At 60.3% G+C, this 20,203-nt stretch carries 25 protein-coding genes, 1 tRNA gene and 1 pseudogene; 15 read left to right on the forward strand and 12 right to left on the reverse strand.

The window, feature by feature from the left end:
* Nucleotides 1-15: 15 nt before the first annotated feature.
* Both BLR34_RS02895 and BLR34_RS02900 read left to right on the forward strand, forming a co-directional pair.
* The gene (locus tag BLR34_RS02895) at nt 16-636 is read left to right on the forward strand and encodes a universal stress protein (RefSeq protein WP_092699248.1); all 621 of its coding nucleotides are present in this window, start codon (nt 16-18) and stop codon (nt 634-636) included.
* Between the two features lie 97 nt (nt 637-733).
* Nucleotides 734-1,375, forward strand: a complete 642-nt coding sequence (locus tag BLR34_RS02900) for a helix-turn-helix domain-containing protein (protein ID WP_092699250.1) — start codon at nt 734-736, stop codon at nt 1,373-1,375.
* A 1-nt stretch (nt 1,376) separates the two neighbouring features.
* On the opposite strand, the gene BLR34_RS02905 is transcribed toward BLR34_RS02900, so the two are convergent.
* Complete coding sequence (locus BLR34_RS02905; protein ID WP_092699252.1) at nt 1,377-1,712, reverse strand: DUF7113 family protein; 336 nt, start codon at nt 1,710-1,712, stop codon at nt 1,377-1,379.
* 140 nt (nt 1,713-1,852) lie between these two features.
* Between BLR34_RS02905 and BLR34_RS16840 the strand changes: the two genes are divergently transcribed.
* Both BLR34_RS16840 and BLR34_RS02910 read left to right on the forward strand, forming a co-directional pair.
* Nucleotides 1,853-1,996: a ribbon-helix-helix domain-containing protein gene (locus tag BLR34_RS16840; RefSeq protein WP_176765221.1), complete on the forward strand. Its 144-nt coding sequence runs from the start codon at nt 1,853-1,855 to the stop codon at nt 1,994-1,996.
* Between the two features lie 68 nt (nt 1,997-2,064).
* Complete coding sequence (locus BLR34_RS02910) at nt 2,065-3,231, forward strand: 3-dehydroquinate synthase II (RefSeq protein ID WP_092699254.1); 1,167 nt, start codon at nt 2,065-2,067, stop codon at nt 3,229-3,231.
* Between the two features lies 1 nt (nt 3,232).
* Here the strand turns inward: BLR34_RS02910 and BLR34_RS02915 are convergent, their stop codons facing one another.
* The 5 genes from BLR34_RS02915 to BLR34_RS02935 all read right to left on the reverse strand — a co-directional run bounded on the left by BLR34_RS02915 (nt 3,233) and on the right by BLR34_RS02935 (nt 6,091).
* Nucleotides 3,233-3,655 carry a DUF7575 domain-containing protein gene (locus BLR34_RS02915; RefSeq protein WP_092699256.1) on the reverse strand — a complete coding sequence of 141 codons (423 nt, stop codon included), beginning with the start codon at nt 3,653-3,655 and terminating at the stop codon, nt 3,233-3,235.
* Nucleotides 3,656-3,702: 47 nt separating this feature from the next.
* Nucleotides 3,703-4,392 (reverse strand): type I 3-dehydroquinate dehydratase, encoded by a 690-nt coding sequence (locus tag BLR34_RS02920; RefSeq protein ID WP_092699258.1) that lies wholly within the window; start codon nt 4,390-4,392, stop codon nt 3,703-3,705.
* A 38-nt stretch (nt 4,393-4,430) separates the two neighbouring features.
* Entirely contained in the window at nt 4,431-4,949 is a 519-nt protein-coding gene (locus BLR34_RS02925; RefSeq protein ID WP_092699260.1) for a redoxin domain-containing protein, read from the reverse strand.
* A gap of 43 nt (nt 4,950-4,992) precedes the next feature.
* Entirely contained in the window at nt 4,993-5,412 is a 420-nt protein-coding gene (locus BLR34_RS02930; protein WP_092699262.1) for a CoA-binding protein, read from the reverse strand.
* A gap of 64 nt (nt 5,413-5,476) precedes the next feature.
* On the reverse strand, nt 5,477-6,091 hold the full coding sequence (locus BLR34_RS02935) for an RAD55 family ATPase (protein WP_092699264.1): 615 nt from the start codon (nt 6,089-6,091) through the stop codon (nt 5,477-5,479).
* 154 nt (nt 6,092-6,245) lie between these two features.
* Here BLR34_RS02935 and BLR34_RS02940 point away from each other — a divergent pair.
* Nucleotides 6,246-6,320, forward strand: a tRNA-Arg gene (locus tag BLR34_RS02940).
* Nucleotides 6,321-6,598: 278 nt separating this feature from the next.
* Nucleotides 6,599-7,273: a helix-turn-helix domain-containing protein gene (locus BLR34_RS02945; protein WP_092699266.1), complete on the forward strand. Its 675-nt coding sequence runs from the start codon at nt 6,599-6,601 to the stop codon at nt 7,271-7,273.
* A 46-nt stretch (nt 7,274-7,319) separates the two neighbouring features.
* On the opposite strand, the gene BLR34_RS02950 is transcribed toward BLR34_RS02945, so the two are convergent.
* The gene (locus BLR34_RS02950; protein ID WP_218120833.1) at nt 7,320-7,787 is read right to left on the reverse strand and encodes a GNAT family N-acetyltransferase; all 468 of its coding nucleotides are present in this window, start codon (nt 7,785-7,787) and stop codon (nt 7,320-7,322) included.
* Nucleotides 7,788-8,090: 303 nt separating this feature from the next.
* Here BLR34_RS02950 and BLR34_RS02955 point away from each other — a divergent pair, with 303 nt between their 5' ends.
* From BLR34_RS02955 to BLR34_RS16845, 4 genes and pseudogenes are all read left to right on the forward strand, one after another.
* Nucleotides 8,091-9,050 (forward strand): quinone oxidoreductase family protein, encoded by a 960-nt coding sequence (locus BLR34_RS02955; protein ID WP_092699268.1) that lies wholly within the window; start codon nt 8,091-8,093, stop codon nt 9,048-9,050.
* A gap of 120 nt (nt 9,051-9,170) precedes the next feature.
* Nucleotides 9,171-10,154 carry a WD40/YVTN/BNR-like repeat-containing protein gene (locus BLR34_RS02960; protein WP_092699270.1) on the forward strand — a complete coding sequence of 328 codons (984 nt, stop codon included), beginning with the start codon at nt 9,171-9,173 and terminating at the stop codon, nt 10,152-10,154.
* 144 nt (nt 10,155-10,298) lie between these two features.
* A pseudogene (locus BLR34_RS17730) lies at nt 10,299-10,655 on the forward strand (DUF7351 domain-containing protein); the annotation flags it as partial.
* Nucleotides 10,656-11,102: 447 nt separating this feature from the next.
* Entirely contained in the window at nt 11,103-11,273 is a 171-nt protein-coding gene (locus BLR34_RS16845; RefSeq protein WP_176765222.1) for a hypothetical protein, read from the forward strand.
* Nucleotides 11,274-11,336: 63 nt separating this feature from the next.
* Here BLR34_RS16845 and BLR34_RS02970 read toward each other — a convergent pair whose 3' ends face one another.
* The gene (locus BLR34_RS02970) at nt 11,337-11,675 is read right to left on the reverse strand and encodes a hypothetical protein (protein ID WP_092699274.1); all 339 of its coding nucleotides are present in this window, start codon (nt 11,673-11,675) and stop codon (nt 11,337-11,339) included.
* 317 nt (nt 11,676-11,992) lie between these two features.
* On the opposite strand from BLR34_RS02970, the gene BLR34_RS02975 reads away from it, so the two are divergent.
* Entirely contained in the window at nt 11,993-13,246 is a 1,254-nt protein-coding gene (locus BLR34_RS02975) for an inorganic phosphate transporter (protein WP_092699276.1), read from the forward strand.
* Between the two features lie 215 nt (nt 13,247-13,461).
* Here BLR34_RS02975 and cysC read toward each other — a convergent pair whose 3' ends face one another.
* From cysC to BLR34_RS02990, 3 genes are read right to left on the reverse strand one after another with little or no spacing between them, the layout of a single operon-like run.
* Nucleotides 13,462-14,082, reverse strand: coding sequence for an adenylyl-sulfate kinase (cysC, locus tag BLR34_RS02980; RefSeq protein ID WP_092699278.1), 621 nt, complete (start codon nt 14,080-14,082; stop codon nt 13,462-13,464).
* A gap of 4 nt (nt 14,083-14,086) precedes the next feature.
* Entirely contained in the window at nt 14,087-15,235 is a 1,149-nt protein-coding gene (sat, locus tag BLR34_RS02985; RefSeq protein WP_092699280.1) for a sulfate adenylyltransferase, read from the reverse strand.
* A 60-nt stretch (nt 15,236-15,295) separates the two neighbouring features.
* Nucleotides 15,296-16,210 carry a sulfotransferase gene (locus tag BLR34_RS02990; protein ID WP_092699282.1) on the reverse strand — a complete coding sequence of 305 codons (915 nt, stop codon included), beginning with the start codon at nt 16,208-16,210 and terminating at the stop codon, nt 15,296-15,298.
* Between the two features lie 413 nt (nt 16,211-16,623).
* Between BLR34_RS02990 and BLR34_RS02995 the strand changes: the two genes are divergently transcribed.
* From BLR34_RS02995 to BLR34_RS03005, 3 genes are all read left to right on the forward strand, one after another.
* Entirely contained in the window at nt 16,624-17,649 is a 1,026-nt protein-coding gene (locus BLR34_RS02995) for a lysylphosphatidylglycerol synthase transmembrane domain-containing protein (RefSeq protein WP_176765223.1), read from the forward strand.
* Between the two features lie 73 nt (nt 17,650-17,722).
* Entirely contained in the window at nt 17,723-18,637 is a 915-nt protein-coding gene (locus BLR34_RS03000) for a winged helix-turn-helix domain-containing protein (RefSeq protein WP_092699286.1), read from the forward strand.
* 79 nt (nt 18,638-18,716) lie between these two features.
* A complete protein-coding gene (locus tag BLR34_RS03005; RefSeq protein ID WP_092699483.1) occupies nt 18,717-19,580 on the forward strand; it encodes a DUF5694 domain-containing protein in 864 nt (287 codons plus the stop codon).
* Between the two features lie 31 nt (nt 19,581-19,611).
* Here BLR34_RS03005 and BLR34_RS16850 read toward each other — a convergent pair whose 3' ends face one another.
* The gene (locus BLR34_RS16850; protein ID WP_176765224.1) at nt 19,612-19,779 is read right to left on the reverse strand and encodes a hypothetical protein; all 168 of its coding nucleotides are present in this window, start codon (nt 19,777-19,779) and stop codon (nt 19,612-19,614) included.
* A 165-nt stretch (nt 19,780-19,944) separates the two neighbouring features.
* Here BLR34_RS16850 and BLR34_RS03010 point away from each other — a divergent pair, with 165 nt between their 5' ends.
* The gene (locus BLR34_RS03010) at nt 19,945-20,169 is read left to right on the forward strand and encodes a hypothetical protein (RefSeq protein WP_092699288.1); all 225 of its coding nucleotides are present in this window, start codon (nt 19,945-19,947) and stop codon (nt 20,167-20,169) included.
* Nucleotides 20,170-20,203 lie beyond the last annotated feature (34 nt).

A 20,203-nucleotide genomic window follows, 5' to 3' on the forward strand; every position in this document is an offset into this window, starting at 1 on the left:
ACTCGAATTTACAGTATGTACGACCACATCCTCGTTCCGACCGACGGGAGTACAGGCACTGCCCACGTCGCGCTCCACGCCATCGAACTGGCGGAAATCCACGGAGCGACACTACATACGCTCCACGTCATCGACGCCGCGCTGACCGGCCATCTCACAGATGCCGGCATGTCGACGGATTCGCTGGACGACCGCGCCCACCAGGCCGTCGAGACTATCGAGCGGATGGCCAACAGACACGATGTCGACTGTCACACCGCAGTCCGGAGGGGAAGTCCGGCCGAGACGATTCTCGACTACGCAAACGGCGAGGCAATCGACGTCATCGTCGCTGGGACCCACGGCCGCTCTGGCGTGAAACGTCACCTCGTCGGGAGCGTCACCGAGCGACTCGTCCGTCACGCGAGTTGTCCCGTGCTCTCGGTCCGACTCCCCGACACCGACGTGACCGTCGAAGACGAAGGCCACGCGCGTCGTCTCGTCGAGGAAGCGCTAGACGACGAGGGGTACGACGCTGCCGACATCGACATCGAGCGGCAGTTGAGCGTCTGGGTCGCCCACGCCGACACCGATAGCGGGGAAGCTGTGGTCTACCTCGACCCGACGACCCAGCGCACCAGCGTGTTGGGTCAGTGAGAGACAGACGACGCCCTCGGCTCAGTGTGGCTGCATTCTCACGCCGTAGGACTGGACACGCTATTTTATAATCCGAGCATATGAAGGGTAACATACGATGGCACACTCAGGCTGTCAGAGTCACGGCCGGACCGGCACGAGCGGCGGGCCGGCGTTGCGCGCTCAGTTAGCTATCGAGCCCCACTCCGAATCCAGCTGTGCCGTCGCCAGCGCGGGGGTCGACGCGACGGCAGTCACACAACAACTCAAATCGTGTGTCTCTGAGGAGGACACGGCCGAGTGTCACGCGGAACTCTCGTTCGACGACGCCGAGACGGAACGACAGTACCTCTCTTCGTCTGTCTCCAGCCAGTGTATCTGCCCGGTGTTCAAAGAGCACGACTGCATCCCGTCGATACGCGGTGTCCGGTCGGGGTCGATAGTTGTCGTCCTCACAATTCCGGAACGGAGCGTCCTGCGCGAGGTCATCAGTGGACTGCGGGCGGTCGGTGCCACCGTAACGGTGGACTGGCTGGTCGACGGCACTGACTCCACGGCGACCACTGAAATCGACGTGACTGCTGTCACCGACAAACAGCGCGAGGCGATGGAGTGTGCCCGTGAGATGGGCTACTACGACACGCCCAGACGCGCCGACCTCGGCGACGTGGCCGAGGAACTCGGCATCTCTGAGTCTGCGACGTCACAGCGGCTCAACGGAGCGGAATCGAAACTCGTCGCGGCCTTTCTCGACGAGTAACTCAGCTCTTTTCGACTTCGATTACCTCGGTCGCAACGGCCTCGGGCTCGATGCCGAGCCGGGCGAACTGTGTTCGGACGTGCTCACGGGCCGCCTCCAGCGCTTGGTGTTTCGAGCTGAAGCCGCGTGGCATCGGTGACTCGAAGGCGACCTGTATCTCTTGACCGTCGATGACTTGGCTACTGCCGCCGCTGTCGACCTCGTAGAACTCGTCACAGACCCAGACGTAGGGAGCGTCGCCGTCGGGACTGCCGCTGAACTGTGGCGGCTCTTCGCCTTCCTCGTAGACGGTTCCCGTCAACGCCGTTCCGCCTGCGGCGCCGCGAACGAGCAACATGGCCCCATATAAGACGCCAGCGGACTAAAGCTGCGCGCTCGCTGCAACAACCTCGCGCTCTCGCCGCGAACCCGCCGCCCCCTTGCGTCTGCCGGCTGTCCGACGCACACTTATTTGGCTCCTGTGCAAACGGTCTCGACATGGTTTCGGACGACGATGACGAACTCGTCGCGGTCGAGGTCGAGCTCCCCAGGGAGCTGTTGGCAGAGATAGACGAACTCGCCGTCTTGGAGGGATACGAGACTCCGAGCGCGGTTGTACAGGAAGCTCTCGACCGAGGGTAACTGCCCGCTAGCGCGGACTCATCTCCTCTTCCGCCACGTTCAAGCCCCCCGCCTGCAAGCCTACGGACATGACACGCTCTGTCTGGCTCAAAGCCGACGATACGGTCGGCGACTGGGAGCAGCGAAAGCGCCGCATCACCACCGGCCTCGAAGCCGGCGTCGACTGGGTGGTCGTCGACGAGGCCGACGTCGAACGCGTCCGGTCACTCGGCGCAGTCTCTGTCGCCGCCTTTGCTGGCGACGACGTTCACGTGATGGACGCAGAGGCCGACCAGGCCGACGCAGACGCCGTTCTCGTCGGCAAAGACACTGAGGGCGACGGCACTGTTGACCTCCCGCCTGACCTCTCGGGGTCGGCTGACCTCTCTGCGCTTCGCCGAGGCGATAACGCCGCCGACGGCGGGTTCGTCAGAATTCTCGACGAGGAGTACGAGTCCTTTGCCGAGGAGATTGCCGCCGAGGCCGAGTACACGCTCGTCGTCGGCGAGGACTGGCAGATAATCCCGCTGGAAAACCTGATCGCCCGCATCGGCGAGGAGACGACGCTGGTCGCCGGCGCGACGACCGCCCAGGAAGCTCGGACGGCCTTCGAGACGCTAGAGCGGGGAGCCGACGGCGTCTTGCTCGACACCGACGACCCCGACGAGATTCGCCGGACAGTCGAAGTCGCCGCGGAGATGGACCGCGAACAACTCGACCTGGTGTGGGCCGAAGTAACCGCCATCGAACAGACCGGCTCGGCTGACCGCGTCTGTATCGACACGGGGTCACTCATGGACGACGACGAGGGGATGCTTGTCGGCTCTATGGCTCGTGGCCTCTTTTTCGTCCACGCCGAAACTGCGGATTCGCCGTATGTCGACTCCCGGCCGTTCCGGGTGAACGCGGGTGCCGTCCACGCGTATGCTCGTGTGCCGGGCGGCGAGACGAACTATCTCTCTGAGCTGTCGAGTGGCGATGTAGTTCAGATTACCGACACAGATGGCAGCACTCGGGACGCGCTCGTCGGTCGTGCAAAAATCGAGCGGCGACCGATGTTCCGCATCCAGGCCGAAACGACAAACGGCGACCGCGTCGAAACCCTGCTCCAGAACGCAGAGACTATCAAAGTCAGCACGCCGGACGGTCGCATAGCTGTGACCGACCTCGATGTCGGTGACGAGGTCCGTATCTATTACGACGACACGGCCCGCCACTTCGGCGAGGCCGTCGAGGAGAGCATCATCGAAAAGTAGCTCACGCCTCCGACTCTTCGAGTTCTGTCGTACACCAGTGACAAAACGAGAGGTCCTCGTCTATCTCGTTGCCACAGTTCGGACAGACCGTTACCGCACCGCTCGCTCGCCGCAGACGGTTGTTGACGTGACTCGTCATCATGTAGACGTCGACCAGACAGACGACTGAGACGCCCAACACGACGGCTGCTGCCTCCAGCGGGACCGCTTCGCTCGCCGCGACAAATGCGTCGACAGATAACTCTCCTGGCGTGGCGTCGTCTGGCAACACGAACGTCGAGGCCGTCACGTACAGCGCCAGCCACAGTATCGACCGCAGCCACAACCGCAGATACGCGTGGCCCAACCCTGGCACCAGAAGCGTCAGAGCCAACGCCAGCCACGGGCGTTTCCGGGACTGCGTCTCGGATGTCGAATCGCTCACTGTTCGACGTTGCGAGTTCGAGGATAATGTACTCTTCCCTCCGTCTCTCAGCGACCTGGCCCGGCCCGGTTGTCATCGCGGATAAACTCATACAGCCGTCGGAACGTTTCGAGGTCGTACTGACCGGGTGCAGTCGCCCGGTCACTGTCGAGTGGCGCGTACCCGAGCCGTGAGCCATACAGCGGCGCAACGACGCGGGTGTGTCTGCCCGCTTCTCCCATTGCCATCGTCGCCACAGTCTGTCCCGCCCGGGTCGCCTCGTGTGTCGCCGCGAGCACATCGAGTGCGTCCCCGCGGTCGCTCGCGGTGACTGCGAGTTTGGCCACGTCTCCGATTTCGCTCGCCTGCTCAAGCACGTCCAGCAGATGCGCCGTTGCTGGTGTGCCCTCGAAATCGTGTGTCGACACGACGACAGCCACGCCGTGTGCACGAGCGTGTTCGACGACCCGTTGTCCGTCTCCGTCGGTCACCGCCGCGAGTTCGATGTCGACGGCCTCGACCGCAGGCTGCTCGATAGCACGACACAGTGTCTCTATTCGTGTGTCACCGCGGGGAGCATTCCCTCCCTCGCTATCGAGGCGGTTGGTGACCAGTATCGGCAGGTCGGCGTCGAGTGTATCGACAGTCAGGTCCCCGAGGTCGAGCCGGAGTTCGAGCGCGTCCGCGTGCCGACTCGCAACCTCGCTATCGTCGAGACTCGCGGTACTCGCTGCGAGGACGAACTCCTCGAAGTTCATGGCTCTGCTACCGCGAGGAGAGTCAAAAGCGTTGCAGGTCACTCGTAGCGCACGTCCGGGCGGGCCACGTCGATACCAGCATCGCGGACGTGTTCGTGGACCCGCTCGACTGGCGCCGGTGACGCCCAGGCCAGTGGCTCTCCCTCGCGCTCGACTGCGCGTACCTCCCAGTCACTGTCGATGACGACTGCCGCCCGCTCGGGGATATGGCTGTGGCCTTCCCAGTCGTCTGCAAGCAGGTCGTACTGCTCGGCGACACTGCTGTGAAAGTCTGACACGAGCGCAAGCGGGAGGTCGTACTCGGTCGTGTACGCAGCGTGGCTGAACAGACTATCGCCCGAGAGACCGATAACGGCGAGGGTGTCGTGTTCACACCAGCCTGCGTCCCGAACGGCACACAGTTCTGCTGTACACTCGGGAACGAAATTGGCTGGGTAGAAGTACAGAACTGTCGCCTCGTGTGACTGGACCTCCCGAAACAGTTCGAGTGTTACCCCTTCACCGTCGACGAGTGCTGTCGCGATGAAATCGGGGGCCGAATCGCCAACTGCGACCATGGCGATACTACGACGGGCGACCGGAAAAGAAGTATCGCTGCTGTCACACCAGCCGCTGGTGTTCGATTTTGAGACACCGGTCTTGCACGACGTCGATACCGGCCTCGACTGCCGCCGCTGTCGCCTCGTCGTCACTGATGCCGAGTTGCAGCCAGAGCGACTCGATATCGCCTCGGTCGGCGTGTCTCGCCAGTACCTCCTCGACGATACCCGGCACCTCCTCGCTCGGTCGGAACACGTCGACCATCTCGATGGTCTCCTCGACTGCTGCGAGGCTGTCGTATGCATCTCTCCCGAAGATACTGCCTGCGTAGGGGTTGACCGGAATCACCTCGTATCCCTGTTCGAGCATGTACTTCGGTATCTCGTGTGCCTCCTTGCCCGGGGTCGTCGAACAGCCAACAACGGCGATACGCTCGGCATCGAGCAGGTCACGGAGCTGTGTGTCTGTTTCTACGCGCATGTGTCTGGTACGGCCTCCGCTTCTAAAAGAACCCCCGGTCGCCGTGACTCGTCGATGCCGTACCTCAGGCTGTTTCCGGAAGCTGGAGAGTCGTTCCGTCTTTCTCGACCCTGACGATGCCGTCGAACAGCTGTTTCAGCGTGTTCATCGCCTCTGCGTCGTGGGCCGTCGACTCGATGACGAACAGACCGATTGCGTCGGCGTCCTCGATGCGACTGGTCAACACGTGCATGAACCGGAACACGGTCTGGAGGTCGGCGTACATCAACAGCGTCGACAGCGAATCCATCGCGATGCGGTTCTGTGTGGCTTCTCGCTCCCCGTAGAACTCCTCGACGAACTCCGAGAATTTGATACCGATACCGGTCATATCTGTCGGCGAAGAGGTATATTTCACCAGCTCGGTATCCGATGTCGACCGCCCCTGGTGTTGTGTTACACAGTCTACAATACCGAGCGGAGACTGCTCTTGCCCGCCGAGCAGCGACCGAAAGTCCCTGAGGACACGGTCAGCGCTGTCTCGCGTTGTGATGATGACTGACCCCTCTCCGCGCTCGGCTCCAGTTGCGAGTCCTTCGAACGCGAGGCGCCGCTTGCCACTCAGTGCGGGCCCTGAAACCAACAGATTGGTTCCAGGCTCAACTGACGCGTTCTCAAACTCCGGTCCAAGATCGTACATTGGGATAGGTCTACTCCTGGCTCGTCCACGCCTTCCCCCGTGACGTGTCCGACTGCCTTGTCATATCAGTATTTCGGCGGATATATATGATTTTTCGTCTCGCCTGTCCTGAATCGCGGGGTTTAATACGCTCACCCGGGGACTATATCGATGCGGGCGCTTAGCTCAGCTTGGACAGAGCACTTGGCTTCGGACCAAGATGCCGCGGGTTCAAATCCTGCAGCGCCCATCGCGGGTTTCCCGGTCGTAATTCTTTGTCACAGTTGCCTAACCGCCGATTCATCTCGCTACTGGCGCAATGGTTGTGCTTTCGTCCGGGAAGCGAACGATTCCAGTGGCGGTTCGGTCCCACACTTCGTGACTCTCGACTCTGTCTGTCGATTCGTGTGTGGCAAGGATAATTTCACCCTTGGCAAGACTGCCTTGCGGAACGCCCAATCGACAGCAGTTACGTCTAACTTTCTTGAAACAGCTCAGTATATATCGAAGGAACGTATTGAAGAAAACATGAAACACATTCGCATTACAGTCCGGCCAGAGTTAGAGCCCTCACCATCCTTCCTCGAATACTTGCTCACCTCCCCAGATGTGACTGAAGCCCATGCAATCGACTGGAACCGTGGTGCGTCTGTCACGTCGACGCATCTCTACGGTATTGATGGCGACGCCGAGCGATTCGGTCACCTTGCACGGCAGACAACAGGCGTCGAATCAGTCACCCTGTCGGAAACTGACGAGCGGGTCTCATATGCACACCTCGAACTGCAAGACGAAGATGTCCCTGTCTTTGGTGGCGTTGCCGAAGCAGTCGACCGCTCGGGACTACTCGTCCGACGACCACTGGTCTATCGTGACGGAACGATTCAGGGCCACATCATCGGGAGCCCGGATGTTCTCCAGACAACAATCGATACGACACCCGAAACGATAGACGTGCAAGTCGAAGAAATTCACCAATTTCCGAGCGCTACTGTAGATCCCACGACGAGACTAAGTGAGCGCCAACAGGAAACCATCGAGACGGCACTGGCACTGGGTTACTACGACACGCCCAGAGCAGCCACACACGAGGACATCGCAGACGAACTCGGACTCGCACCCAACACTGTGAGTGAACATCTCCAGAAAGGCGAAGCAGCGCTGGTCCGAGCCGGCATGGCAGGCCTCCAGTCCTCGCTGTGATGGCTGAACGGAGCTACTACGTCCCGTCTCAGTATGGGAGTGACCGTCACACCTGTTTTTCGAGGATTATTTCGTCATAATCTCTGTATTCCAGAGGATATTCCCCCGTCTTTTCGTATCCACGGGACCGGTAAAATTCCGGGAGGTACGGATGCTCTTCGGGCGTTGTTAACCAGACCGTCGTCTCGTCTTCTGTGTGGGCTACTTGTTCTGCATGCTCAACTAATCGGCTCCCGATGCCGTTCCCTTTCCACTCTTCATCGACTGCGAGCCGGCTCAATTTGATACGCTCTGGATCCGTTTCGCTGAGGCGAACGACACCAATGATCTTGCTGTCGTTCTCGGCGACATACACATGGTCTACCTCAATCCACGTTTCGACCGTATCTGGCGCTACTGATTCTGCTTTGGCAGGGAAGCCTAACTCCCGGTTTTCCTGATAGGCACTGTGATATACTGCAGCGAGAGTTTCAGCATCTTTACCTTTCGCTTTCCGAATATTGATATCGACCATATTCGGCAATTTACACTCCGTCTTGACTAGTACTTGAGTCGGGTAGCACTTAACTTGAAGATGAGCCTGGCCAATACGCGGGAGTGGTGACCAGCGCGCTCACCTGATACCGGTTGTCATATTCTTGCTATCCTGATGCTGGGGCCATATAAAGCTACAGAGTATCGTCCACAGAAGCGCTACCGAGTCTCCCTTGTATGAATCACATGTGATGTCGAAGAACTCAATCACGAACGGCATTCGAGGTCGCACCGCTCCGACCACAACCACCGCGGCACCTCCCTTCTCAGAGGTGAACGAGAGATGAAAGCTGTTCGCTACCACGACTACGGCGGTGCGGACGAACTCCAGGTCGACGAGGTCGACCGTCCGACCCCTGACCGCGACGAAGTCCTCGTCGAGATGCAAGCTGCCAGCGTCAATCGCGTCGACGTGATGTTCCGGTCCGGTCAGTACGGCGACCCCCCACTGCCGACGATTCCCGGTGGCGACGGTGCGGGACTCGTTGTAGCGGTCGGCAAGGACGTTTCGTCATTCGAGGAGGGTGACCGCGTCTTCGCATCTGGGATGGACCGTGCTGAGGGAGGAACGTTCGCAGAGTACGCCGCAATCCCGGCGGAGAAACTCGCGCACCTGCCAGAGAACGTGTCCTGGGCGACCGGCGGTGCTATCGGCAACGTCGGTGCGACCGCTTGGACAGCGATCGAAGAACTCGCCGGTGTCCAGGCTGGTGACCGCGTCCTCATCCACGGCGGATCGGGCGGTGTCGGTCACGCTGCCGTCCAGATCGCCGCACACAGTGGGGCCGAAGTTATAACGACAGCCGGCACAGAGGCTGCTCGGGATCGCCTCACGGATCTGGGTGCTGCTGTGGCCCTCGACTACGAGAGCGACTCGCTCGCCGAAGACATTCTCGCCGCGACCGGCGGCGCCGGGGTCGAAACGATTCTCGACCATCGACTCGAGGAGTATCTCGAACTCGACCTCTCGGTCGTCACCGAGGGCGGACACATCATCAGTACGATGGGCCACATCCCCCAGACGAACGGGCGACCCTTCTATGGCAAAGAAGTAACCATTCAACCGCTTAGGATGGACAGCCATCCGACTCGACGGCCGGTGCTTCAACGACTTGCCCGCTTGATGAAGGGGGATGTACTGACACCCGTCGTCGCGGATGTCTACTCCATCGGTAATGCCGGTCAGGCACACCAAGAGATACTTGCTGGTGGCTACCTGGGGAAACTTGTCGTCACCCCGTAACCAATCGACAGTTCGATTGATAACACAGACGAAATCGGCCCACTCGAAACCATGTCGAAGATACCCAACCAATTGAATAGCGACGCACAAGATACTGCTGAAGGAGGCGGAAAACGACCTATGCTGTACGCTGGCGCTACGGATGGCATCTACCGGGTAACAGGTGTCGAGGGAGGAAATGATTTCGAGACGACAAAAGTGCACGACGCCGGAGAAGTGTTCCGAATTACCCAGTCCGAGGGGATCGATGGTCTGTTTGCCACCACAGACACTAAACTGCAGTATTCACCGGACGGCGAAGAGTGGATGACGCTCTCGCTTCCAGAGGAGGAAGTCTACGCTGTCACTGCCAGCCCGTCTGGTGAGATGCTGTACGCGGGGACACGCCCGGCCAAAGTGTACGTTGCGGCGTGTAACTCGGGAGTGCCAAGCGATGCGGAGGCCTGGGAAGAGGTAGACGGCTTTCAGGAGTTGCGCGAACAGACTGACTGGGGGATTCCCCGCCACGACGGACTGGCCCAGGTCCGAAGCCTCCAGACCCATCCGGCCGCCCCCGACCGGATTGTCGTTGGAATCGAAGTCGGTGGCATCTACGTCAGCGACGACCGTGGACAGACCTGGACCGCCCGGGCGATCGACGGGTTCGATGCGCCCCACACCGACGACATCCACCACATCGAACTGGTCGACGAGGAGACGATGGTCGCTTCGACGGGAAGCGGCCTGTATCGGTCCTCGGACACGGGCCGAACGTGGGAGCGACTGGATACGGATCACTACCAGCGGTACTTCCGGGAGGCACTCAGCCACGAGGGTCGCATCTACGCAGGTGGGGCACCTGGCTCGTCGTCGTCCTGGGAGGAAGACACCGACCACGCACTGTTCGAGTGTGAAAATGGGAAGCGACTCGAACAGGTCTCCTCACCAACACCTGAAGAAGTGGCTGTGGGATGGTGTGCCAGTGACGATGCGGTGATGACCGGGACTCACCACGGAACGCTCCTTCGACGTACCTCCAGCGGCTGGGAGTCAGTCGGACGGATCCTTCCATCCGAGAGTACTCCCGTCCGATACCTGCCATTATCCTGGGTCACAGCACAGTGAGAGACCATGAGCGCACGAGCACAGCAGACATACCGAGTGTCGGCGGCGGGCTCGCGGGCCTGACGCCGGCGAACTACTTTGGGTGACAGAACCGAGAGCCGCTGACCGTCGAGCAAACACCGGTCTAGCGAGCGAACCGACGACGAGCGGTTCAGAATCCACTGCCAAGACTGCGGCCAGTCGGTGGTTGCCATCCGCGTTCCGCCAAGCTTGGCGTGGAAGCGCGACCCTACGGCCTTCGTCGATGCCGTTGAGCGGTGTCCCCGGTCCAAGGTCAATCAGGTCACCCGCGGCCTCTGCTCGGCGTGTGGCGCGGTCGTCGAACCGTCGGTAACCGACGATATCCACGAGAGTATCTCGCTCCCAGTAGTCGCAGCTTTTGACCGTCCTGTCTGTGGGCTCGATGACCCTCCACCTCGCGGGCGGGCTCGGAAACCTTATTCCAGGACGACTGGCCGCCGTCACCGGCCCGTTCGGATTTCTTCCGGTGGCAGGAGTTAGTATTTCGGCGCTGGCAGGTATTCTCTGGTCGAGTACTTCCCCGGTCAGAGAGCTGGCCGTGGCCAGCGGTCTCAACGGTAAGACGGCCAATCCGGGAGACTGAATTCGGTAACGGTTGTACGGTGTCGTAGAAGCCTGCCGTAGGCGGTCGAAAGACTGACTGCCGATTACGGACGTCTCCGTAACCTGCAATGCTGAGGAGTGAGGTGACACCGTACGCTTGCTGATCATCCGGCGAAACCGGAACTGTCCCGAGCGAAACCCAATCCCTCCCCCGTCCTTGCAGGATTCGTCCATCATTTGTGCCCGCAAGGAGTTGGTCACCAGCCGTTGCCAAGGCAACGATAAACGAGGTCGGGGCACCTGGGTACGAAAGCCAACGCGACGAGCGAATCAGGCACCGGCCACAATCGAGCCATTTTAATCCGTGAAAGACAAGCTCTCACCGTGAAAACAACGGCCATACTACACGCCACGGCAACCGCCTTCGTCGGTGTCGGCGTCTTCCTGTCTGCGGGACTTCTCAGCATTGGCCTCCTCGTGGTCGGGGCCGCACTGTTCGTTGCTGGCATCGTCGCCGCACGACGAGGTGACTCTGGACCGCCAGACCTGAGCTGACCTCTGCTCGAATCTGTCAGAGTCGGTCACGACTCGACAGGCTCTGAGCTACTGTCTGTCTCGCTACTCGTCGCCTTCGTCGGCGTCTGTGTCGTCATCTTCGCTCGTGTCGGTCTCATCCGCGGCCCCGCTTTCGGAATCTGTGTCGTCATCTTCTTCGTCGGCGACCGTGACGCTGACCGGTTCGGTCTCGATGTCCGGTCCTGCTGTGGCCTCGTCGTTGAGCGATGCGCCGCTAACGTAGCCGACCGTCCCGCCGATGAGACCGCCGACGACCGCACCAGGAACACCGTTACGCTTGAGACCACTGACCGTGCCAACGAATCCTCCGACGAGCGAGAGGGCTGCAGGACTTGGGTTCGATTCTGTCTCTGTCGTCGTCTCGTGTTGTTGTCCTCCCATATGCCTGCTTAGGACTGTGGATACATATGTGTACCACCCTGATAATCTGCGCTTGCCAGCCAGCACGGAACCCGTATAGAGAGCCCGCCAGTCTCCGTCTGTCAATTTCCGGAATCGGCCCTGGTGATACTTCCTACACGCTGGATGACTCTCATCCGGACACGAGGGGCTAGACGATTCGACGGGCTGTGAAACGATGACGGCGAGTGTTACTGCACGGACAGTTCGCCGAGGCGGACTACGTCTCTCGGGAAAGTGCTTACCGGCATACAAACCATTAGGTCCCTCGGCCCGACACCATACGAAAACCGCCACTCATGCTCACACCACTGGTCGCTGTCGGCTTGGTAGTCGCGGCGTTTGTCGGCTTCAACATCGGCGGCTCCTCGACAGGTGTCGCGTTCGGACCGGCAGTCGGAAGTCGTATCGTGCGGAAGGCAACCGCCGGAACGCTGTTCATGCTGTTTGCGTTTCTCGGGGCCTGGACGGTGGGCCGCAACGTCATCACGACGATGAGCGAGGGTATCGTCCCGGCCGCACAGTTCACCCCGGCGGCTGGCGTCGGGGTTCTCTTTTTCACCGGTCTATCGTTGCTGATTTCGAACATCTACGGTGTTCCCGCCTCGACGTCGATGACAGCCGTCGGTGCGATTGTCGGCCTCGGACTCGCGACAGGCACACTCAAGGAGGCGACGATGTTTACCATCGTCTCGGCGTGGATTGTCGCGCCGCTTATCGGGCTTGGCGTTGGTGCTGTTATCGGCCGGTACATTTATCCGCGACTCGAAGCACGTCTCTCCTTTACCCGGTTAGAAGACCAGTTACTCCAGATTGACCGGTCGGGACGGCTCCCGCGGTTCCGGGTGAACGAGGACGCACAGCCACGGGACATCCTCGGCTCGCTGCTGGTTCTGGTAATCGCCTGCTACATGGGATTCAGCGCGGGCGCGTCGAACGCCGCGAATGCGGTTGCGCCGCTGGTCGGCAACGGCGCGGTCAGCGTCGACCAGGGCGTGTTGCTTGCCGTCGCAGCTATCAGTCTCGGCGGGTTCACAATCGCCAGACGCACACTGGCGACAGTCGGGGACGGCATCACAGACCTCCCGATTCTGGCGGCGCTCATCGTTTCGACGGTGGGCGCAAGCATAATCACTGTCCTCTCGTACTACGGTATTCCCGCGAGCCTCGCCGTGAGCACGACGTGTTGTATCATCGGTCTTGGCTGGGGGCGAGCGAGCCGTGTGGCGACTCTCGCAGAGCTTGCAACTCCGCCAGAGCGCGGCGACCCCGGTATGGTGCTCAATACAGGCGCACTTGCTGCGGCCTCGACCGAGGACGAAAAGCCCGCGGGACCGACTGTCGGCGAACTCGCGGGGGGGCCAGAACAGGCACCCGAACAGCCAGACGAGACGTCTCAGTCGGTCCCGGCAATCGGTGAGGAAGAGAGCGACGTCCTGAGCGCCGAGAGCCTGTTCGACCCAGCAGCCGTGAGCAGAATCGTCGTTCTCTGGATTCTCACGCCGTCGCTCTCTGTTGTCGGCTCGTACCTGCTTTTTACCCTCTTCGTATAACTAAGCTGGACAGTCACCGCTCATAGTGATTATTGCGAGTCGTTACCGCCGTGGTAACAGCAGACGGAGTTCACAGGATGTGACACGACGATTCCTGTAACGTGGTCACAAAAATTACCGCAATAATCACTATCAGTCGTTGTCTGAGATTACCGGGCCCGTCAGCGCCGAGACGCCGTACCTTCGAGAACTGTAGCAAGGCGTCGGCGTGGTGGCTACTCGTCCAGATATCCAAGCTCTTCGAGTCGTTCGGTGACTTCTCTCTCTTCTTTGGAGGTGATTCCGAAACTGTACTCGGTGTCGATGTGTTCGTCCATTACGCCCTGTGCTTCGAGTTCGCGCAACACGTGTTCGACTCCGTCGTCGATGCTCTGGTCCTCGGTGTCGACGACGATATCCGGGTTCAACGGCTCCTGGAACGGATGGTTGATGCCAGTGAACTTCTCGATGTTGCCCTTCTTTGCCTCTTCGTAGAGTCCCTTCGGGTCACGCTCTTGGGCGGCTTCGACAGAACACTTGACGTGGACGAGCACGAACTCGCCTTCGTCCTCGATGATGTCCCGGGCTTGCTCTTGGGAGTCCCGGAACGGCGTAATCATCCCGACGATGACCGGGATGTCGTTTCTGTTGAGCAGCTTCGCGATGTAGGCTGTTCGACGGTTGTTTGTCCGACGGTCTTCCCGCGAGAAGCCAAGGTCCGGGTGGAGATGCTTCCGAATCTCGTCGCCGTCCAGGTTCTCTATGTCGAACCCGCGCTCGACGAGGTGGTCTTCGACGCGACTTGCAAGCGTTGACTTCCCGGCGGCCGGTCGGCCCATGAACCAGAGTGTGAACATTGTCTTATTTGGTGAAAACCTCGTCCGTACTCAGTACTGCGTCGGCAACCTCCGGACGCATCAGCTCGGGCGATGGTCGCTCTCCATCCGAGAGCAACTTCCGGAGCTCTGTGCCGCTTGGCTCTATGTGGCACTCACTGTCGTGAGGACATATCTTCTCCGAAACGATTCCATCACACTCCGTGCAGTAAAAGGCATAGTGGTAGTACAGCGGCTCGATGCCGACGTTGCCAATTCCGTCGAACAGCCGCTGTGCCTCGAAGTCGCCGTAGTAGTTGCCAACGCCGGCGTGGTCGCGGCCGATGATGAAGTGGGTACAGCCGTAGTTTTTCCGGACGATGGAGTCGAAAACGGCCTCACGGGGACCGGCATACATCATCCGTGATTTGAATATCGAGAGGGCGACCGAGTCCGTCGGATAGTAGCCCTCGATGAGGGCCTCGTAGCCGTTGAGAATGGCGTTGTTCGTGTAGTCCCCGGGCTTTTTCTCACCAATCTTCGGCTGGATGAGGAGCCCATCGACGTGTTCGAGCGCGGACTTCTGGAGGTACTCGTGTGCGCGGTGTGGGGCGTTCCGGGTCTGGAACCCGACGATGGTCTCCCAGCCCCGTTTCTTGAACAACACGCGTGTCTCCTTTGGCGTGAGGTCGTAGCCACCGTTCCGTGGCAACTCATCTGCAAAGGCCTTGATAGGCCCCCCGACAAAAAACGGGTTCTTGTCCTGAACCGTGCGCACGCCCGGATGGTCTTCCTCTGTCGTTCCAAACAGGTTGTGGCACGTCTCTGCTTCGTTGTACCGGTAGACACTGTCTGCGTCCATCACACCGACCGGCTGGCCGTCAGGACGACGAAGCCCAATCCGGTCGCCAGGCTGGATTTCGTTCGCTAACTCGGTCGTAATGTCGAGTACAATCGGGAGCGGCCACGGGACACCGCTTTCGAGGGTCACGTCGTTGACGACTTTCAGGAAGTCGTTACGCCCCATGAATCCCCTCAACGGGCTGTAGACGCCCTGTGCAAGGTTCTGGAAGTCGAACAGGAGATTCCGGTCGAGAGTGACCGTCACGAGGTCTTCGAAGCCATCGCGAAGCTGTTCACTCCGCTCGGCGTCGACCGTCCTGTCGACGAGTGCGTTGCCGTGTGGCTGAATCATGTGCGCCCCCTCGATTGTGTCGGCTGTCCGTGCGGTTCATCGACCCTGAGGGTGGCTGTGTTACTCATCGAACGTGTAATGTGAGAGCCAGTCGTACTGCTGACTCTTGGTGCTGATTCGCTCGATTTCCTCGTCAGTCCAGTCGATTTCTTCTCGGGTGTGTTTCGGCGAGTCGAAGACGAAGTCGTCACAGGCAGTGAGATAGTCCTCGTCGGCCTCGACGCCGACAAAATCACAGAGGTCAGACAGCACGCCAGCCGTGTCATCGATGAGGTCCTCGTGATGGAGGCGAAAGAGTTCGTCAGCATCCAGCATCTCAGAGATGAGTTCGACGTTGTCTGCGTTAGCGAAGTACTTCTCGATGCCGTACTCCCGCCAGGTCTCTTTGAGCTTGCGTCGGGAGGCAATCGTGTCGAACGGGTTCCTGACCACGTGGACGGCCCGAATCGGGACAGAGACCGTCTCACGGAGGTCGCCGAGCAGTTCGGGGCTGGTGCCCAGTCGGCGCGTCGAGGCCGCGCCTTTCTTGTCGCCGATAATCCGCAGGCGGTCGAAATCCTCCTGTGTCGTTCCGGGGATGTCGTAGCTGTACTTCTCCCACTCTCGACCCAGACCAGTGAACTCGGCGTTGCGTTGCAGGATGGCAGAGAACAACTGGTCGCGGGTGACGGGGACTTTCGCCCGGTCGAGGAGGCGGAGGGCATCTAGTTCGTGTGAGACGACCATCTCGCGGTGGCCGTTCAGGAGACTACCGACGAGGCTGTGGCCCGTGCGCCCGTGGCCGATGAACATGCAGTACGCTTCGACCGATTCGAACTCGTCCCGATGCTCGATGAGGTGTGGCAGCGCCGCGAGCCGCCGGACGGCAGTGAACCGGTCTCGGGTGAGCGCTGGTATCCGCTCTGGGTTCTCCATGAGCTCCTTGCCCGCTGGCGGTAACGGCAGGCGCTCTGTGACACGCGTAAGTCCGGACATACTCTGATAGCGACAACCGTCGGTAATAAACGCGACGACTCTGGGTCAGCACCTCCCCGTGGCGGCTGTCTTCGCTGCACAGCACGGTCGATTCCTCCGCAGTCGCGCACGCTCTGTCCATGCAAGGCGTTCGGAGCGAATCGCGAGTCGGCCAATTTTAATAACAGCACATGCTACGCCCCCTATATGGAGTACCCCGCGAATCTGTCGGCCAGACGTGTCTCGTCACGAGCGGGCAGTCTATTCGCTGGGGAGACGATTGCGGCATCCAAAGACCGTTTTGGTTGGGTGTCGACGCCGCTACGAGCAGTCGTCGCCGACTTCAGGCGGCGACCGACAGCCGTGGATAGATCGGGCCGCCACGACAGCACGCCAGAGGCCGGAAACCGTCTCGGACAGCCGGGGGGTCGCCAGTGGAGATAAGCAGGCGACACGTCGTCTTCGGCGTCGGCGCATGGGTCGTCATCTACGGGGCTTTCATCCTGCTGGCGGGACCGACGGAGTTCCTCAACGAGGCCTCCAAACTCTCACAGAACCGACTGGCGGCTATTTTGCTGGTGAACGCGCTCGGCACCGTCTGTATGGGTCTGGTTCTGTTTACCGTCTCGGTTGGCGCAGGACTGAACGTCTCGCCAATCGAGAGCATCTTTATGAATACGACGGTCAACCTCGCAAACAACTTCACGCCGCTTGGCCCGGCGAGTGGCGTCCCCGCCGGCGGTGTCGTCATGTCCCGGTGGACCGGTCAGTCCTTCGAGAAAAGCGTCGCTGCGCTCTCGACGAAGGAGGTCGTCGGGTTCACGCCAGGCATTCTGGTCATGCTGTTTGGCGGGAGCTACATCGCCCTCTACGACGCGACGATTCCCGACCAGATTCGGTCACTCGTCGCCGTCTTCACCGTCAGCATCGCGGCGTTCGTCGTCGTCGTGGCGCTCGTGTACCGCAACCCTGCCCCCGCAAAACGGGTCATCCACCGGGTCGTATCGACGCTGAACCGGGGACTAACCTACATACCCGGTGTCTCCGGCGTCGACGAGGCCGAGATACGACAGCGAATCGATAGCTTCAGCGAGTCGGTCGAGGAGATTTCGACGAACAAACCGGTTGTACTCGCTGCGTCGACGCTTACGACGGCAGCGACAGTGACCCAAGGAATCTTGCTCTGGCTCGCGCTGGGTGGCGTGGGATTGAGCGTCTCGCTCGCGTTAGTCGTGTTTATCGTCCCCGTCTCGCTGCTTGCCTCTGCTGTCCCGACGCCGGGCGGGAGCGGGGGCATCGAAGGCGCACAGATTCTCCTCCTTCTCGGAATAACAGGCGGGGAGCGGGCGGCAATTATCACTGCCGTTGTCTTGACCCGCGGTCTGGTGTACTGGACACCAATTATCGTCGGCTCGCTGACGCTGACCGGCATCCAGTTTAACAAGAGGTGGCGTTCCTGACGCTCGTCGCGGTTCCAGACGTATCTGAAGTGACGCGAGTTACTTTACCGCTGGAACCAGTATCGACAAGAGAATGACCGGGAACAAATCCGAGGGGAACGACCCCGGCCCGTCCTACGTCGAGGACGAACTCTCGCCGGAGGCGGCCTTCGAGTTGGCCGCCCACGAGACCAGAATCGCCGTCTTGCAGACGCTTCAGGCGGCTAACGGCGGCCCGCTCTCGTTCGGTGAGATTCGCGAACGCGTTGGCGTCGACGACCCTGGACAGTGTCACTACCACGTCGACAAGCTCTGTGATCGCTTCGTCCGCAAGACTGACCGCGGATACACGCTGACGCCGGCAGGCTGGCAGCTCATGGGAGCACTCCTCTCGGGTAGTGTCACGTCCAGCATCCCCGAGGAGGCCGTCGACGCCGGCGGCGCTTGCTCGGAGTGCGGTGGTGGCCTGTCGGCGTATTTCAGGAAATCGGGCGTCACTATTGCATGCACCGCGTGCAAGTCCGTCCAGACGGACCCAGATATTCCGCCAGCGATGTTCGAAGACTGGCCCCTGGAAGACCTCCCGGAGGTCGTCGGCCGCCACACACGCCGCATGGAACTCGATGCGGCACACGGCTTCTGTCCGAACTGCCGAGGACGCGTCTCTCGCGGGGTTGTCACGCCCGCTGACGAGGCCGCTCCGGACTGGTTCGACGGGCAAGAAACCGACGCGATTGTGCTCACTGACTGCCAACGATGTGGGCGGTGGTGGCATGCTGTCCCATCGATTGCGGCGCTTGCCGAACCGGCCGTCATCGCGCTCCACCACGACCACGGAATCGACCTTCGCGAGCGACCCTGGTGGACACTCGACCATCTAGCGGTTGGGGATGTGGCGCTAACGTCGAACCCGACACGCGTTCGAATACCTATCGCGCTCGGAGATGGGTGGACGGTTGTCTTCGACGACGCGTTCGACTTCGTCGAAACGCGACAGACCGAACGTTGAAACAGAGTTCAATAATCATCTCGATAGAAATGTATTTCTACAAACAATTATCCTCCCAGCCCCCTAACGAATGGTCACGATGCTACGACCGAAAGCAACCGCGAGAAAGACACCGACGTGGCCGACACCCACACCGGAACAGGTCGAGGTAGTCCTCCTCGGGACCTACCATATGGACGAACCGGGGCTGGATAACGTGAACGTCAGCGCCGACGACGTTCTAGACGAGCCACGCCAGCGCGAACTCGAATCGTTCGTAGGTCACCTAGAAGCCGCGGACCCGGATATTGTGGCCGTCGAGAGGCCTGCCAAGCACGCAGAAACGGTCAACCGTATTTATAAGCGGTACAGAGATGGGCAATGCACCTACGACGAGAAATACGAACTTGAACCACCTCACCCAGAGCGTGAGGATGTCACAATGGAGTGTCGCAGCGAGGTTATTCAGGTCGGATTTCGGCTGGCCGACCGGCTCGGTCACGACCGGGTTGTCCCTGTCGATATGCCTGAAATGCTGGGCAGGAGTGCTGAATTCGAGGAACTCGAACAGGGAGATATCGACACCAGTCCCAAAATAGACGTTCCGCGACTCGACGAAGAACAGCTCAAGACAACGATGGACGAGCAACTCACAGACTCGACGGTCACCGCCTATCACCGGTACCTGAACGAGGAGGCTGCCCTGCATCACAACGACGGGATGTTCGACGAGTTCCTCCGCTACGGCGACGGCGACAACTACGCTGGCCCCGACGCACTCGCCAAGTGGTACCGTCGGAATCTCCGGATGGTCCACAACATCTGGCGAGCAGTCGACGATTCCAGCGACCGCGTCCTCTTTCTGGTCGGGTCCGGCCACGTCCACGTGCTCCGCCACCTACTCACCGAGTTCCCGCAGCTGTGCCCAGTGAATCCGATTCAGTATCTCCCGCGTGAGGAGTGACCACAGACGACGGGGCCGTACCCAGTTTTACTCAGTCGCCGTCTCCCGTTGTGACTGTCTCGCTACACCGCGGGCAATAAAAGGAGCCATCGTCTTCCTGTGCAGCCGTCTGGTCTATCGAATCGTCGTACTGGCCTGCCGGGCGGCCTCGCTCGTCGGTGCTTCCGTGGAAATAGCCACACTGCGGACACGTGAGCATGGCTGTCTTTGGTGTGCCATCGTCTTGATTTCGTCGCCAGCGAACTGACAGCGCGTGCGATTTGCTACGGCTGAGAAACCAGTCGTCTCCACCGATGTCTCCGAACCTGTCATGTGGAGAAGATACCGTGCAAAAGAATATGTAGCATAAGACAGTATATATGGTATGGATGAACAAACCAACAAACCCAGCGAGATGGGAGTTACAGACAAAAGTGGGGTCGGGCCCGCAGTGATGGCGTCTATCGGCTCGGTCGCTCTGGCACTGTACTACTACTACGTCCGTGGCGAGAAACAGCGCGGACAGTTCATCGGGCTCTGGCCGGCGACGATTCTCGGACTCGCTATCTATCTGAAACTGGACGAGATACAGAAACTGCTCGGTGACTGACGAGCGAACTCGCTCGTGGGCAGGACTGGTCTCT

Origin of the sequence: Halovenus aranensis (assembly GCF_900100385.1) — an archaeon.
GTDB classification, from domain to species: Archaea; Halobacteriota; Halobacteria; order Halobacteriales; family Haloarculaceae; genus Halovenus; species Halovenus aranensis.

Excerpts from the sequence above, each read along its gene's own strand:
- BLR34_RS02895 (WP_092699248.1), top strand. The coding sequence starts at position 16 with ATGTACGACCACATCCTCGTTCCGACCGACGGGAGTACAGGCACTGCC.
- BLR34_RS02900 (WP_092699250.1), top strand. The coding sequence starts at position 734 with ATGGCACACTCAGGCTGTCAGAGTCACGGCCGGACCGGCACGAGCGGC.
- BLR34_RS02905 (WP_092699252.1), bottom strand. The coding sequence starts at position 1,712 with ATGTTGCTCGTTCGCGGCGCCGCAGGCGGAACGGCGTTGACGGGAACC.
- BLR34_RS16840 (WP_176765221.1), top strand. The coding sequence starts at position 1,853 with ATGGTTTCGGACGACGATGACGAACTCGTCGCGGTCGAGGTCGAGCTC.
- BLR34_RS02910 (WP_092699254.1), top strand. The coding sequence starts at position 2,065 with ATGACACGCTCTGTCTGGCTCAAAGCCGACGATACGGTCGGCGACTGG.
- BLR34_RS02920 (WP_092699258.1), bottom strand. The coding sequence starts at position 4,392 with ATGAACTTCGAGGAGTTCGTCCTCGCAGCGAGTACCGCGAGTCTCGAC.
- BLR34_RS02925 (WP_092699260.1), bottom strand. The coding sequence starts at position 4,949 with ATGGTCGCAGTTGGCGATTCGGCCCCCGATTTCATCGCGACAGCACTC.
- BLR34_RS02930 (WP_092699262.1), bottom strand. The coding sequence starts at position 5,412 with ATGCGCGTAGAAACAGACACACAGCTCCGTGACCTGCTCGATGCCGAG.
- BLR34_RS02935 (WP_092699264.1), bottom strand. The coding sequence starts at position 6,091 with ATGTACGATCTTGGACCGGAGTTTGAGAACGCGTCAGTTGAGCCTGGA.
- BLR34_RS02945 (WP_092699266.1), top strand. The coding sequence starts at position 6,599 with ATGAAACACATTCGCATTACAGTCCGGCCAGAGTTAGAGCCCTCACCA.
- BLR34_RS02950 (WP_218120833.1), bottom strand. The coding sequence starts at position 7,787 with ATGGTCGATATCAATATTCGGAAAGCGAAAGGTAAAGATGCTGAAACT.
- BLR34_RS02955 (WP_092699268.1), top strand. The coding sequence starts at position 8,091 with ATGAAAGCTGTTCGCTACCACGACTACGGCGGTGCGGACGAACTCCAG.
- BLR34_RS02960 (WP_092699270.1), top strand. The coding sequence starts at position 9,171 with ATGCTGTACGCTGGCGCTACGGATGGCATCTACCGGGTAACAGGTGTC.
- BLR34_RS02970 (WP_092699274.1), bottom strand. The coding sequence starts at position 11,675 with ATGGGAGGACAACAACACGAGACGACGACAGAGACAGAATCGAACCCA.
- BLR34_RS02975 (WP_092699276.1), top strand. The coding sequence starts at position 11,993 with ATGCTCACACCACTGGTCGCTGTCGGCTTGGTAGTCGCGGCGTTTGTC.
- cysC (WP_092699278.1), bottom strand. The coding sequence starts at position 14,082 with ATGTTCACACTCTGGTTCATGGGCCGACCGGCCGCCGGGAAGTCAACG.
- sat (WP_092699280.1), bottom strand. The coding sequence starts at position 15,235 with ATGATTCAGCCACACGGCAACGCACTCGTCGACAGGACGGTCGACGCC.
- BLR34_RS02990 (WP_092699282.1), bottom strand. The coding sequence starts at position 16,210 with ATGTCCGGACTTACGCGTGTCACAGAGCGCCTGCCGTTACCGCCAGCG.
- BLR34_RS03000 (WP_092699286.1), top strand. The coding sequence starts at position 17,723 with ATGACCGGGAACAAATCCGAGGGGAACGACCCCGGCCCGTCCTACGTC.
- BLR34_RS03005 (WP_092699483.1), top strand. The coding sequence starts at position 18,717 with ATGCTACGACCGAAAGCAACCGCGAGAAAGACACCGACGTGGCCGACA.
- BLR34_RS16850 (WP_176765224.1), bottom strand. The coding sequence starts at position 19,779 with ATGCTCACGTGTCCGCAGTGTGGCTATTTCCACGGAAGCACCGACGAG.
- BLR34_RS03010 (WP_092699288.1), top strand. The coding sequence starts at position 19,945 with ATGGATGAACAAACCAACAAACCCAGCGAGATGGGAGTTACAGACAAA.